The 13,441-nt window shown below is 57.9% G+C and carries 12 protein-coding genes and 1 pseudogene; 1 reads left to right on the plus strand and 12 read right to left on the minus strand.

Annotation, left to right across the window (positions count from 1 at the left end; all coding sequences use genetic code 11):
- Positions 1–3 precede the first annotated feature (3 nt).
- From RCI_RS05805 to RCI_RS05860, 12 genes are all read right to left on the minus strand, one after another.
- Positions 4–1,005 (minus strand): GNAT family N-acetyltransferase, encoded by a 1,002-nt coding sequence (locus RCI_RS05805; protein WP_012035471.1) that lies wholly within the window; start codon positions 1,003–1,005, stop codon positions 4–6.
- The gene (locus tag RCI_RS05810) at positions 980–2,050 is read right to left on the minus strand and encodes a polysaccharide deacetylase family protein (protein WP_012035472.1); all 1,071 of its coding nucleotides are present in this window, start codon (positions 2,048–2,050) and stop codon (positions 980–982) included. Before RCI_RS05810 ends, RCI_RS05805 begins: the two co-directional genes overlap by 26 nt.
- Before the next feature lie 14 nt (positions 2,051–2,064).
- Entirely contained in the window at positions 2,065–3,363 is a 1,299-nt protein-coding gene (locus RCI_RS05815) for a phenylacetate--CoA ligase family protein (protein ID WP_231844951.1), read from the minus strand.
- Positions 3,364–3,430: 67 nt separating this feature from the next.
- Positions 3,431–4,495 carry a non-hydrolyzing UDP-N-acetylglucosamine 2-epimerase gene (wecB, locus tag RCI_RS05820; protein ID WP_012035474.1) on the minus strand — a complete coding sequence of 355 codons (1,065 nt, stop codon included), beginning with the start codon at positions 4,493–4,495 and terminating at the stop codon, positions 3,431–3,433.
- Complete coding sequence (locus RCI_RS05825; protein WP_012035475.1) at positions 4,492–5,574, minus strand: DUF354 domain-containing protein; 1,083 nt, start codon at positions 5,572–5,574, stop codon at positions 4,492–4,494. Before RCI_RS05825 ends, wecB begins: the two co-directional genes overlap by 4 nt.
- On the minus strand, positions 5,574–6,392 hold the full coding sequence (locus RCI_RS05830) for an AglZ/HisF2 family acetamidino modification protein (RefSeq protein WP_012035476.1): 819 nt from the start codon (positions 6,390–6,392) through the stop codon (positions 5,574–5,576). Before RCI_RS05830 ends, RCI_RS05825 begins: the two co-directional genes overlap by 1 nt.
- A gap of 2 nt (positions 6,393–6,394) precedes the next feature.
- Positions 6,395–7,003 (minus strand): imidazole glycerol phosphate synthase subunit HisH, encoded by a 609-nt coding sequence (gene hisH, locus RCI_RS05835; protein WP_012035477.1) that lies wholly within the window; start codon positions 7,001–7,003, stop codon positions 6,395–6,397.
- A gap of 4 nt (positions 7,004–7,007) precedes the next feature.
- Entirely contained in the window at positions 7,008–8,141 is a 1,134-nt protein-coding gene (locus tag RCI_RS05840; RefSeq protein WP_012035478.1) for an N-acetyl sugar amidotransferase, read from the minus strand.
- Positions 8,142–8,200: 59 nt separating this feature from the next.
- On the minus strand, positions 8,201–9,745 hold the full coding sequence (locus RCI_RS05845; protein ID WP_012035479.1) for a glycosyltransferase family 2 protein: 1,545 nt from the start codon (positions 9,743–9,745) through the stop codon (positions 8,201–8,203).
- Between the two features lie 13 nt (positions 9,746–9,758).
- Positions 9,759–10,742 (minus strand): UDP-N-acetylglucosamine 3-dehydrogenase, encoded by a 984-nt coding sequence (locus tag RCI_RS05850; RefSeq protein ID WP_012035480.1) that lies wholly within the window; start codon positions 10,740–10,742, stop codon positions 9,759–9,761.
- Position 10,743: 1 nt separating this feature from the next.
- A complete protein-coding gene (locus RCI_RS05855; RefSeq protein ID WP_012035481.1) occupies positions 10,744–11,829 on the minus strand; it encodes a DegT/DnrJ/EryC1/StrS family aminotransferase in 1,086 nt (361 codons plus the stop codon).
- 4 nt (positions 11,830–11,833) lie between these two features.
- The gene (locus RCI_RS05860; protein WP_012035482.1) at positions 11,834–12,499 is read right to left on the minus strand and encodes an acyltransferase; all 666 of its coding nucleotides are present in this window, start codon (positions 12,497–12,499) and stop codon (positions 11,834–11,836) included.
- A gap of 180 nt (positions 12,500–12,679) precedes the next feature.
- Between RCI_RS05860 and RCI_RS05865 the strand changes: the two are divergent.
- Positions 12,680–13,393, plus strand: a pseudogene (locus RCI_RS05865) (DUF362 domain-containing protein); the annotation flags it as partial.
- Positions 13,394–13,441: the final 48 nt, after the last annotated feature.

A 13,441-nucleotide genomic window follows, 5' to 3' on the forward strand; every position in this document is an offset into this window, starting at 1 on the left:
GTGTCACACCCATTTCTTTCTGACGATGTTCGCGTAGGCGACCTCTGCCAGCTTGCCCAGGTTGTCCTTCTTGTAGATGTAGTGGCACAGCTCCAGGGTAGGGCTGAACTTGGACTTGAATTCTGAGAGGCGCTTTTCACCGGCCCCCTGAATTTCGAGCCTCTTGAAGCCCCGCTCTTTGGCGCTCTTGATGAACTGCCACACCAGATAGTCATTGGCTGCGAAGTCCATGTGCATGTTAGCGTTGCCGAGCCAGAGCGTGACTTTGTCTTTATATTCGATGTTCCCGTTGAGCCCGGCTACTTTGCCCTCGTTGTAGAGGAAATAGAGCTTGATGTTGTCAGGAAATGCTTCCCGGATGTCTTTCAGGTACTTCGCGCTGATCATGGGCATCTTGATGCCCTGCTCGTTGTACCGGCGGTTCATGATGTCGTAGAAGGTCTCCACGTCCGTAGTCGGCTCTATGGGTAGGTCCAGCTTCTCCATTTTTTTGATGTTCTTTTTGCAGGTCGAGTCGAAGCTGGCCATGATGTCCTCGAGGGGCCGCTCCAGGTCTATGATGAAGGTGAAATTCAGGTCTCCCGCGTAGTGGTTCCACTTGAAAGGCCGGACGTCGATGAACCCGGGGATGATGTTGGCCGAAATGAAATTGGGGCCAAGCTTGTTGATCTCCGCGTTCACCTCGTCCACCACGGAGGAGAGGTAGTGCTCCTTACGCTTCTGCTTTAAGCCCGAGTACTCAGTGCACATGGCAAAGCCCATGTATGGCACGCAGGTGTTGGGAGGCGGGGAAAAGATCGCCTTGATGCCGTTGATGTTCCGGTAAAACACCGGGAAAACCCCTATGATGGCATTGCCTTTGTAGACAGCGTAGGTAAACAGCTTGTACCCGGTGTGCTTTTCGATGATCTTCAGCGCGTCCCACTTGTGAAACAGCTGGCCCTGGGGGCTCTGATCGATAAAATCATCCCATACTTTTTTATTGTCTATCAGTGCAATGGTCATTCCTGCAACTCCATTTCCAGATCTCTTCACCGCTTGTGATCCAGGCGTTTTTACCACTACTATATTTTAATATATTTATATATATCTTTTTCCACGTCTCCCGGAAGGCGGAGCTGAAGACGTTGTTGTGCCAGAGGACTGTGACGACTCCGTTATACCGCTCGACATCATCGATGATCCGCTTTGCCAGCTCCCAGGCTTCCGAAAAGGACTCCGAGGCGCCGAATAGAGTGCCGTCCATGATGATGAGGGGGATCTCCACCAGGTCGATCTCTTTCCCGGTTTTCAGGCTGAAGGGCTTGAATGGGTGGCACATGCCATTCCTGCATCCGAGCACGTCGTTGTACCCCAGCGTGGTGTCGTACTTGAAGCCCGCTTCGGCGAGGAGTTCCCAGGTGACGGGCACCCTGAACCGGAGGTAGTGGTTCCGGTAGCCGACGACCTGTTTGCCGAGCACTTTCTCCAGCCTGGCCTTTTCCTTCTTCATCTCCCCGAGGTCGGCGCAGGTGTAAAAGCCGCCGTGCAGCCCGACTTCCCAGCCGCTGTCGGATATGTAGCCGAGATCGCTTTCCAGCTCTTCGATGTCGTACCGGTGCCGCTTGATGTCCCTGTCTGCGGTCATGAAGTAGAACGAGGACTTCGCATCGTATTGCCTCTCGATCTCCATGATCTCCTTAAAATTCCGGTAAGGGCTGGTATGCCTGCCGGAGACCTTCCACAGCAGTTCCCTCCGGAGCTTGCCCAGCCTCAGGTTCTTCGCGTGGTAAACGGAGGACAGCAGCGTGTGGGATAACGGAGGATAGACGTCGTCGATGTCGTGGGAGAGCATGACGGCGAACTTTTTGCCGTCAGGGTATTCTGCCTTCAGGCCACTGTGGGCCAGGTAGCTGGAGGCGACAGGGCGGAGTATCTGTTTCCGGTCCTTCGGCACGTAAATGGAACGGCACACGTCCTCCCGGGGCGGGACGTACTCGTGTTTGAGAGTGTAGAGGTCCCACATCCGGGGGTGCTTGCTTAAAGTATCTGGTATGTTCAGTGTGGCCACCCCTGTAAAACGGTTCAGGCGGTCAGCTTGTCGTCGATGTGGCTGACGATAAACTTGAACTTCCCGGATGTCGTCCGCTCGATGTGGTCGACGATCTGGAACTCCACGGTCCAGCCTTCGCTGCGCTGTCTCACGATCTCCCGGATCTCCTCGAGCTGGCGCTCCTTGAAGGATTTGTCCGGCACCAGCTTGATGACGATTCTGTCGAGGCTTTCCTGGACTACCTGATATTCCTTGATGCCTTTCTGCTCCCAGAAGATGTAGAGGAAGAACCACCCGTGGACGTGCTTTCCTTCGGGGGTCAGCAGGATGTCCGTGCTCCTGCCTTTGACCTCTTTCAGCAGCTTGTAGCCCCTGCCACAGCCGCACATTTCGTCTGTGAGGTAGCCGTCGTCAGTAGTATCGTACCGGATGAAGGGCATGGCGTAGTTATACAGACTGGTCGCCACGATCCTGCCCTCGCCTTTGGTGATCTGTGCGCCTGTGCCGTCAACGACCTCCATGATGCTGCGCTCCGTGTCGATGTGCAGGCCGGAGTGTTCCGGGCACTCGAAGGCAGTAACGCCTCCGTCGCTCAGGCCGTAGGTGTCGAAGACCTGGCAGTCGAAGACTTCGGCGATCTTCTTCCGCATGGCGGGGTAGAGCTTTTCAGAGGTGGTAAATATCCCCTCTGGAGGGTTTACTTTGACGTCGTTCAGCTCCAGCCATGTGGCGAACGTGGACAGAGAAGAGGCATACCCCCTCAGGAATTTGGGCTTGAAGGAGTTGATTACCCGGGCGTATTCCCGCATCTCTTTGTCGCCCATGTCGAAGGACGAGAGCTTTTTGAGATTGCGGGCAACTTCGTGGGCCCGGGTGACCAGGCCGGGCTTCAGCCCGACGTCGAGGGAGGAGCCGGCCAGGAAGACCATCCGGTCTCCCAGCTTGTAGCCGCCATACCCCCAGCCCCTGTACAGGATCGCTCCGCTCAGGAACCGGTCGAAGTTCGACAGCCGGTAGTTGAGCGGCGTGCCGCTAGTGCCGCCGGTGGCCGCCGTCGTGTACTTGATCCGGTTCAGCTGTACGGGCTTGAAAGCTTCCCAGTTCTCGTTGATCATTTCCTTGGTGATGATGGGGAGCTTTTCCAGGTCTTCCAGGGTCCTGACATCTTCCGGCTTCAGGCCGTGCATGGAGAACAGCCGGCGATAAAAGGGCACGTTACGGTAAGCGAAGTTAATGATGTTGACCAGTTGCTGCTCCTGCTCTGCCTTGTGCTCTTCGTAGCTTTTCCACTGGTTCTTCAGCAGTCGCCTGTAGGTCGGATAGAAATTCATGTCTCCTATCTCATGGGCCAAAGTAAACACGTACTTGTTTAACATTCTGTTGCGCCTTCTATGCCTTCTAAGCAGAATACTCCTCGATGATTTCCCTGATCCTCGTCCGGGCGTTGCCATCACCGAAGACGTTTTTCGGGCTTGAGGCCGGGCGGAAGTCCCGGTACATTCCGACTATCCGGTCTTTGTCGCTGCCCACCAGCACGTTCCACCCGTCTGCGACGGTCTCCACCCACTCTGTGTTTTCCCGCAGGGTGATGCAGGGGATGTTCAGGATGTAGGCTTCTTTCTGGACCCCTCCGGAATCGGTCAGGATCATGCGGGCGTTTTTCTCAAGCGTGATCATGTCGAGGTAGCCTACCGGCCGGATGATTTTCACGTGGTCGGCCAGCTGGTCCCAGAGGTTGAACTTTTTGAGGTACTTCTCCGTGCGGGGGTGCACGGGGAGGACTACGTCGCCGATCTCCGAGAACGCGTCCACGATGTTGCTGAGGTTCAGGTAGCTGTCGGTGTTTTCCGCCCTGTGAACCGTGGCGAGGCTGTAGCCTTTCTTGCTGAGGCCGTTATCGGCCAGCACGTCGGTCCGCTTTTCGGCGATCTCCGCCACCGCCTTCATCGCGTCAACGCTGACATCCCCCGTCAGGTGCACTCCTTCAGTGATACCTTCCGCCGCCAGGTGCCTTACTGCCGCCTGCGTAGGGCAGAACAGTAAGTCGGAGATGTGATCGGTGAGCACCCGGTTGATCTCCTCCGGCATCCGCCGGTCGAAGCTCCGGAGCCCTGCCTCGATGTGGGCCACGGGCACGTGCATCTTGGCGGCGCCCAGCGCACCTGCGAAAGTGCTGTTCGTATCGCCGTATACCAGCACGATGTCCGGCTTTTCGTGAGCGATGATACCGTCGATCTTCTTGAGCATCTCCCCTGTCTGGTAGCCGTGGGAGCCGGAGCCGACGCCGAGGTGGTATTCGGGGGCAGGGATCTGGAGCTCGTCGAAGAAGATCTTGTCCAGCTCGTAATCGTAGTGCTGGCCGGTATGAACGATGACCTCTGTCATGCTCTTCTGCAGCTCTCTGGATACCGGGGCCATCTTGATAAAGTTCGGCCGGGCCCCGACTACTGTAAGGACCTTCATGCCGGCACCTTCTTTTCGACGGCCAGAGTAGCTTTTTTCAGGCTTGCGGGGTAGCGCTCGATGAAGTCGACCATAAACTGGGTCACGTCGATCTTGTCCGCGAGCAGCACGTCCAGCTTTCGCTTCCACTCCGCTTTCAGATCAGGCCGGCTGATCAGCTCCACAGCTTTATCGATGCCCTGGCCGGGGTTATCGTAGTTGAAGATGAGGCCGTACTTCTTCTCCAGCTCGAGGAAGTTGCCCATGTCGTGCTCGCCTACGAAGGTGTTGCACCTGATCGCCGGGGTGCCCAGCAGGGCTGCCTCAGTGGTCATCGTCTGCGAGTCGCCGATCAGCATCTGCGCATAATACAGGACGCTGTGAATGTTGACGGGCGAGATCTTGATCCGGTACTTTTCCAGCTCGGCCGGCAGGGGCAGCTCTGAGGTGATGAACACCCGGGCGTGCTTCTCCATCTCCCGTACAGCCCGGATCCTGGCCTCGTCGCTGAAGCCGCCTTTGCCGAAGTCATGGCCGGCTTTCCAGGCTACGAATCGCATGACCACGTACTTCTCCCCGGGTTTGAGGCCCATCTTTTTGAGAACCTCAGGATCGGGGGTGAAGTACTTCGGGTGCAGGTATGCCAGCTCAGTGTAACCGTTGTAGCGGACGTGCTTCCTGCCGAAGTCCTTCTTGAAGCAATCCGGGGTCACTATGGCATTAGTGAAGGGAACGTACAGCAGGTGTTCAATCGGAGACGGCTCGCTGTCGTCGAACGCCACGCATGGCTTGCCGAGGAGGAAGGAGACATGGGCATTGCGGATGGATCCGAAGCCGAAGAAGACGTCGGGTCTGAAGTCTTTGACTGCCTGCAGCAGCTTGAAGTCCAGGATGAGGATGTTCTTGACCTTGTCCAGTAACGAAATACCATATGTGCCTAGTTTCTTGTATTCCAGCCCGTACTCGTTCAGGAGCTGGTAGGAAATCTCCTTCTCGCTGGCGGTAATCATGACCTCGTGGCCCCTGTTCTTCATCTCCCGGATGAAATGCCTGAAGTAGTGGACGTGGGCCGGGTGGTTGATGTCGACTGCGATCTTCATTACATCGCACCTCCTGCGCTCGGACTGGGCTCCTGTCCCGCATCCAGTACGCTGCCCAGCTCAGCTCTCGCCGGGTAATTGATCAGCACAGCCCGGCGCTTGCCATGGAACACGAAGAAGCTCCCGGCCGCGACGGCCGAGGCGCCTGCCTTAACCGCAGGGGCGAAATCATCTATTTTACCGGCGCCTCCGCAGGCGATGACAGGCACTTTCACCGCCGAGGACACGGACTTGATCAACTCAAGGTCATAACCGTTCATCATGCCGTCGCGGTCGACGGAGTTGATGAAGATCTCCCCGGCGCCCATTTCTTCCATGCGCCTGGCGTGAGCTGCGGGGTCGAGACCACAGGGCTTAGCGCCGCCATGGGTGTACACCTCGTATTTGCCGTCCGGCCGGCGCCTGGCGTCGATGGCCACGACGATACTCTGGCTGCCGAAGATGTCGGCTGCCCTGCGGACGAACGCCGGGTCTTCGACGGCCTGGGTGTTGATGATCACTTTTTCCACTCCTGTGCCAAGGATGTCCCGCACCTGCTCTACAGTCTTAATGCCGCCGCCATAAGCGAGGGGCATGAAGCACTCGTCCGAGATTTTGGCGATCAGGTCCACTCTCGGGCCGGTGGCTTTAGGCCCGAAGAGGCTCTTCTTGCGGGAGGCCATGATGTCGAGAAAGATGAGCTCGTCTACCTCTTTCTTGTTGTAGATGCGCACTGCGTTGATGGGGTCGCCGACGTATTTCGGGTCTTTGAACTGTACGGTCTTCACCAGGCCGTCGCCCTGGAGCAGCAGGCATGGGATTACTCTGATCTGTAGCATAGTTACCATCTCACGAAGTTTTCAAGCAGCTGGGCGCCATACCTGTGGCTCCGCTCCGGATGGAACTGGACGCCGAGGATATTGTCGCGCTGCACCATCGATGTAAAGTCAATTCCGTAATTCGTGGTTGCCAGCCTGTCAGCCGGATCGTTGCAGCATACGTGGTACGAGTGGACGAAGTAGAACCGGGAGCCTGTTTCCAGGCCATTCATCGCCTGCCAGTCCCGGTCTACGGTGATCGAGTTCCAGCCCATGTGGGGCACGCGAAGGCCGCTGCCGTTGAGGCGGAACCTGACGGTCCGGGCGTCGATCCAGCCGAGGCCGGCTACGTTGCCCTCCTCGCTGTGCTTCGTGAAGAGCTGCATGCCGAGGCAGATGCCCATGATGGGAGTCTTCTCCCGCAGCACTTTCTTCTCCAGCACAGGGATCAGGCCCCGCTGGCGGAGGTTCTGCATGGCGGCGTCAAAAGCCCCCACGCCAGGCAGCACCAGCTTATCCGCCCGCTCGATCTCCGCGGGATCGGAGGAGATTTTCGCCTCCACCTCCATGCGCTCAAACTTGTTGAGTATGGAGCGGAGGTTGCCCATCCCGTAGTCCACGATGACGATCATAGCCTTACCCCAGGTACTTCTGGTAAAAGATCATGGGCAGCAGGTCAAGGTTACAGGCGACCTTGATCGGCATACGCAAAGCTTTGATCAAGGGGTAGTACGTGGCGTAGTCATGGAAGGTCTTCGGAGGGGTGGACATGATCTCCTCGAACTGTGCCTGGGTCAGGCCGAGCTTGGAGATCGTGTACTTGACGACTTCTTTGTCGTACGGGTAAGGTTTCTCGAGGTCCTTCAGCGCCGCTTCCCGGTCCATCTGGCCCGAGCGGATGAGGGCAGAGTACTCCACCTTCCTCTTGTCGATCTTGAACTTCTGCGGGAGGAGGTAAGACTGGAAGAAGTGGGTGTACACGTTCTCATGGTGGTGGCCGCCGTAGTACTGCCAGCCGAGTTCCCGGCTCATGATCTCTCCGGCCTTCTTCTGGTCGTACTCGATGTACCGGAGGAGGTTGACGAAGGTGATGCGCTTCACCAGGGTGTAGTAGATCAGGTCGGACATGGACATGACCGGGAAGCTCCTGATTCTCATGCGGCCGAACTGCTTGTGGACGCTGTGGACGTACCTGCCGTCCATGTATGTCCAGCCCAGCGGCACAATACCCTCGGTCCTGAAAGAGTGGCCGTTCAGGATGTACCGGGTGCCCGCGTTGGCGGCTTCCCTGTACAGCACGGACAGAATGGCGTAATCGGTGGGGATCTCCGCGTCGGATACGGAAGCTTTCAGGAAGGACTTCTGCAGGTCCTTGAACTCTTCCCAGTCGGCGACGACGGTATGCAGGTCGACGTTCAGCCTGGTCGTAGCCCGCTTGATGTTGCTGACAGCAATATCGGAATTCCACCCGTTGTCAAAGTGGACTGCCAGCGGCCTGAGGCCTAGCTTTATGGCGTTGTACAGAACGTAAGTGCTGTCCCTGCCACCGCTCACTCCCACCACGCAATCGTACTCTTTCTTCCGGCCCTCGTGCTTGATTTTGGCGATGAGCTTCTCGAACCGGCGCTTGTTCTCATCGTTCAGCTGGTGAGCTTTCTCGAGCTCCTCGTGCATCCTGCAAAAATTACAAACCCCTTCCGCATCGAACTTGATACCAGGTATCGTCGTATCCGAGACACACCTGCTACATACGCTCTGTTGCTTAGCCATATCCATCACTCCATAGTCGAAATAATAGTGTGAAGACTCCGCCCGGAGCCCTCACCTTTTTAATTGTTAATTGACTTCACCGACTCCCGGTCGATCTGCGCGTCCATGGCCATTGCAGCCAGCAGACTTTGCAGCCCGGCCAGAGCCAGGATTGTGGCGAACAGCCCCACGGGCGCGAAGGCCGGGGGATTCAGCCACGGGAGCGCGAGCGACAGGAGTCCCGTCAGGATTCCTGCCGGCAGCAGCGCCATTCCCGCCAGATAAAAAAGAACCAGCGGGTGGAAATCGAGCACAGTATATTTAACGCGCAGCCTCCAGAGGAAGCCGCGGAACAGCATGGGAGCTACCTTGAAGATGAACCGCCCGTACCGTATCTTGGATTTCTCCCTGCCGTACCGGGCAGGGATGGGCACGTCTATCGTTCTGAAGCCGGCCGCGTTTAGCTTGACGAGCAGGTCATTACAGTACCCGTAGTACGTGTAGATCGAGTCGAGGTCCAGCGTCTCCAGCGCCTCGCGTGAGATGACTGTGTAGCCGTTCTGCGGGTCGCTGATGTGCCAGTAGCCGCTGGCGATCTTGTTCAGCATCGTGAGCATCGAGTTGCCCAGGAACCTCCAGCTGCTCATGCCTTTTCTCATCTGCCGGCCGAGCAGCCTGTTGCCCTTGGCATAGTCGGCTTTGCCTTCCATGACAGGCAAAAGCAGCCTTGGCAGTTCCTCCGGGTCCATCTGGTTGTCCCCGGCCATGACCGCCACGTAGTCCATGCGGTCCTGCAGGGCAAGCTTGTAGCCGTCGATGATCGTGGCTCCGACGCCCTTGTTTACCTCGTGTCTCAGGCCCACCACCCGGGGATCTTCATCCGCGAGCTTCCGGAGGACCTCCGGAGTCCTGTCAGTGCTGCAGTCATCGATCACGTAGATGCGGCTGACGTACGAGGGCATTCCTCTGACAGTTTCCCCGAGCAAGACCTCTTCGTTATACGCCGGCACGACGACGCCGATCCTGGCCATGCCCAGATACGAATAGTCCGGAGCCGGGTCGACGTTACGGACCTTGATGCCGCAGCGCCTGGCATGATCCTGTATCTGCTGCGACAGGTCGGTTCCCGGCCGGATGCCGATCCCTTCCAGGGCCCGGTGCGACGCAGCGATAAACTGGGACTCAGGCATCGTCCGCTTATGATTGTTCAGCAGCCTCGCTGCATCTCTGGAGCCAGACGACTGAAGCGGTGCTCCGGCGACCACGTCGCTGCCACCCGACGCCTGCCTTAACAGGGCAGGTATCCGGAACGGATCGTGAGACCCGTCACCATACATAGCAACGACTGTGCCCGCCTCAGCCAGCACAGAGCCGAGAATACTGGCACCATCAGGATCTGCGGGCACGACCCGGGCGCCCAGGGAGCCTGCCAGTTGCTCCAGCCTGGCATCGTGCCGTTCCGGCACCACGATCACTGAGTCGGCACAGCCTCTGGCTACCGCCACAATTGTGCCGAGAACGAGCGGGTTCAGCCTGCCGTGGATCAGTACCACGCTACCCGACAGGACGCCAGGAGAAGGAACAGCGCTTAGCGCAGTGGTCCGCTCGTGAAACAGCGTGCTCATATTTTCACCATAGTTATACGGTTGCCTTCGAAGGCTGGTCTGCTCTCGGGATAGCATACCGGGCCGAGTGGATCTTCACCATCGAGCGGCTCTTGTATGAGTCGATCGCGGCGATGGCCACGTCCAGGGCATGTATGCCATCCGGGCCGGTGGTCACAGGCTCTTTGTGGTGCTTGCACGCGTCCAGGAAGCTTTCCAGCTCCAGTGCAAGCGGTTCCCTCTTCTCGATCTTGGCATCCCTCACCCACTCTTTGTCGTGGATGGTGACCCGCTGCTCTATGTAGTCCCCGTAGGCGACGCCTTCCGTGCCTATGACCGTGAACTTGCGGGTCTTGTGGGGCGTCAGCCAGTTGACTTCCACGACCCCCGCCCGGTCGCCTTCGTACCTCAGGAACATAGAAGCGTGATCCTCGAGGGAGTGAACTTCCTTGCCCGCGATGGCGTAGACGTCGGTGACCCGGCTGTTGTAGAGGTAGGAGATGATGTCGATGTCGTGGACGCCGATGTCGAGGATCACGCCGACGTCCCTGATCCTCGGGTTGTAGGGGCCTACCCTGCTGGTGGAGATGGAGACGACCTTGCCCAGCTTGCCGCTGTCGATGATCTGCTTCATCTTCACCACGGCAGGGTTGAAGCGCTCGATGTGGCCGACCATGAGGGTCAGGCCCTCGGCGTCCGCTGCATCAGTGATAGCCTGAGCATTCTCGATCGTGTCCGCGATAGGCTTCTCGACCAGAATGTTGGTACCTGCGTGAATCGCATCTATGGCCACCTTCCTGTGCAGGGTGGTCGGCACCACGATGCTCACCGCGTCGAGGTTCTGCTTCAGGAGCTCGTTATAGTCAGTGAAACCCATGGTGTTATACTGCTTCGAGAGGGACTGAATGCGCTGCTGATCCACGTCAGCGATGCCGACAAGCTCCACGTCGTTCATCTGGCTATAGGTGCGGATGTGGTTCTGGCCCATTGCGCCAGCTCCGATGACGCCGACTCGCATCTCAGAGCCTCCGGATAGTGGCGGCGATAAAGTCGATCTCTTCGGGAGTCACGGACGGGTGCACCGGCAGAGAAATGACCTGGCCGGAAAGCATCTCCGATACCGGGAAGGAGTCGGTGTAGCCCATCTCCTGGTACAGCTGCTGCCGGTGGACAGGCACAGGATAATAGACTGCGGAGCCGATGCCGGCGTCGCCGAGCCTCCTGACGACCTCGTCCCTTGACAGGTGGAAGTCTGGCGTAATCCGCAGGGTGTACTGGTGGAAGACGTGCCTGTGACCGGGCCGAACTACGGGCGTGACGATGCCTTTGATGCCCTGCAACTGCTGGCTCAGCCGGCTCGCGTTGGCGATCCTCTTCTCGTTGTACTCCTCGATCTTCCTGAGCTGGGCCAGCCCGATGGCTGCGCTGATGTCAGTCATGCGTAGGTTGAAGCCCAGCATCTCGTGATAGTACCGGACCCGGGAGCCGTGGGACCGGATCATGCGTGCCCTGGCGTCGAACTCTCTGTCGTCAGAGGTGATCATGCCGCCTTCGCTGGTGGTCATGTTCTTGGTCGGGTAGAAGCTGAAGCAGCCGACATCGAACGAGCCGCATTTCCGGCCGTTCACTGAAGCCCCGTGAGCCTGGCAGGCATCTTCTATGACTGCAAGCCCATGGTCTCTGGCGAGGTCCATGATGGTCTCCATGGCCGCCGCCTGCCCGTAAAGGTCCACCGGAATGATGGCTCTGGTACGTTTCGTGATCTTCTCCTTGATCTTCTCCGGGTCGATGTTGAAGGTCTCGGGGTCCACGTCTGCGAACACAGGCTTTGCTCCTGCGAAGAGCACCGAGTTGGCGGTGGCAATGAACGTGAACGGCGGTACGATAACCTCGTCATCCTTGCCGATACCCTTCGCCAGCAGTGCCACGTGTAAGGCGGCTGTGCCTGAGTTTACTGCAATGGCGTGCCTTACGCCGGTATACGAGGCGAAGGCCTCCTCGAACTCCTTGACCCTGGGACCTTCGGCGAGAGTGCCCGACTGGAGGACACTCACGACTCCGTTGATCTCTTCCTGGCCTATCAATGGTTTTGCAATAGGAATCATAGCATCAAATCCTGTTTAAGCTCCTGAGCGCTTCTGGCAGTTCGACGATCTTCGCCGGCGCCCCGATGGCAAGCTTCCATGCCGGCACGTCTTTGGTGACCAGCGCGCCTGCCGCAACCATTGCTCCCTCCCCGATCTCAACTCCGGGCAGGATGGTGGCGTTAGCTCCGACGGATGCCCCTTTGCGCAAGACGGGGCCCTTCAGATCGTAGGGTATCCTGATCGGGTACTTGTCGTTAGTCAGGACTGAGCACGGCCCGAGGAACACGTTGTCCTCGATGGTCGTGTTTGTCGGGATGTACACGTTGCTCTGGATGCTGACGCGGTTCCCTATCCTGCAGTTGCCGTCGATGACGACGTTGGTACCGACGAGCACCCGGTCTCCGATCAGAGTATTTTCCCTGATCAGGGCGTTGTGCCCGGTTCGCAGGGCATTCCCGATCACTACGTCACAGTAGAGGGTAGATCCTGGCCGGATCACCGCATCGTCGCCGAGGCGGACCCCGACGTAGGAATAAGTCTCCGGCGTAGCCCCGGCCGCTGCGATCTCGTCCAGAATGCGGCCGCTGGGATAGCCCAGAGTGACGTTCTCGAGAATGGTGCAGTTCCTGCCGATCGTGTTGATGCCGTACAGCCTGCACGACTCGTGTATACGGCTTTTTGCTATCACTTGTGTCTCGATGCTTTCAACCCCATCGTGTTAAATAATGCCACAATTATATTTACTGTTTAATACTTAAACATTTCTATAAAAATACCTGTATGCATTATGGGCTGTCAGGCAAATGCAGACCCAGGGAGAATAATTCGGCATACGTAGCCGCATGGCCGGCATTCCGGTCAGGCAACTTTTTGGCTGGCCGAGCGCAGCGGCATGGGCGTCACCCGAGAAGTGCTGCAGGACATGGGAGCCCTGGATCTCGCCCGCCGCAACGGAGTAGACGTTATCGTCCTGGACGATTTGCAGGACATGGGAGACTGGGTACAGCACAGCGCCAGCCACTGGAAGAGAGGCTACCTGTTCGCCCCATACTTCGCCGACGCCGACCTGACTATCCAGACCTGCTGCCTCAAAGCCCACAGGTTCGGCGGCCACTTCACCATGTCCCTGAAAAACAGCGTAGGCATGGTCGCCCGGTACGACCCCGGGGATAATTATGACTATATGGACGAGCTCCACTCGTCACCTTACCAGCGGGAAATGATCGCCGAGATCAACGCCGCGTACTCCCCCACAGTAGCTATCATGGACGCAATCAAGGGCTTCTCCAGAGGCGGGCCGGAGAAAGGCACTTTAATAGAGCCGGGCCTCATGCTCGCCAGCAGCGACCGCATTGCCATAGACGCCTGCGGAGTCGCAATATTAAGATCGTACGGGACGACCCCGGAAGTGGCAGACGGCGACATATTCAGCCTGCCCCAGATCAGGCGCGCCGCCGAACTCGGGCTGGGGGCCAAAAGGCCGGAGGATATTGAGATTATACCACTCAACGACGGCGCCCGGGATGCGGCCAGAGTTATCGAAAGCGAGCTAAAAGGCGCCACAGTTGTCCGGACAACCTAATTTTTACAGCAGAAACACAGAGAAGACAGTGTAGTGAATTATCACATG

It is taken from the genome of Methanocella arvoryzae MRE50 (assembly GCF_000063445.1).
In the GTDB taxonomy this organism is placed as follows: domain Archaea; phylum Halobacteriota; class Methanocellia; order Methanocellales; family Methanocellaceae; genus Methanocella_A; species Methanocella_A arvoryzae.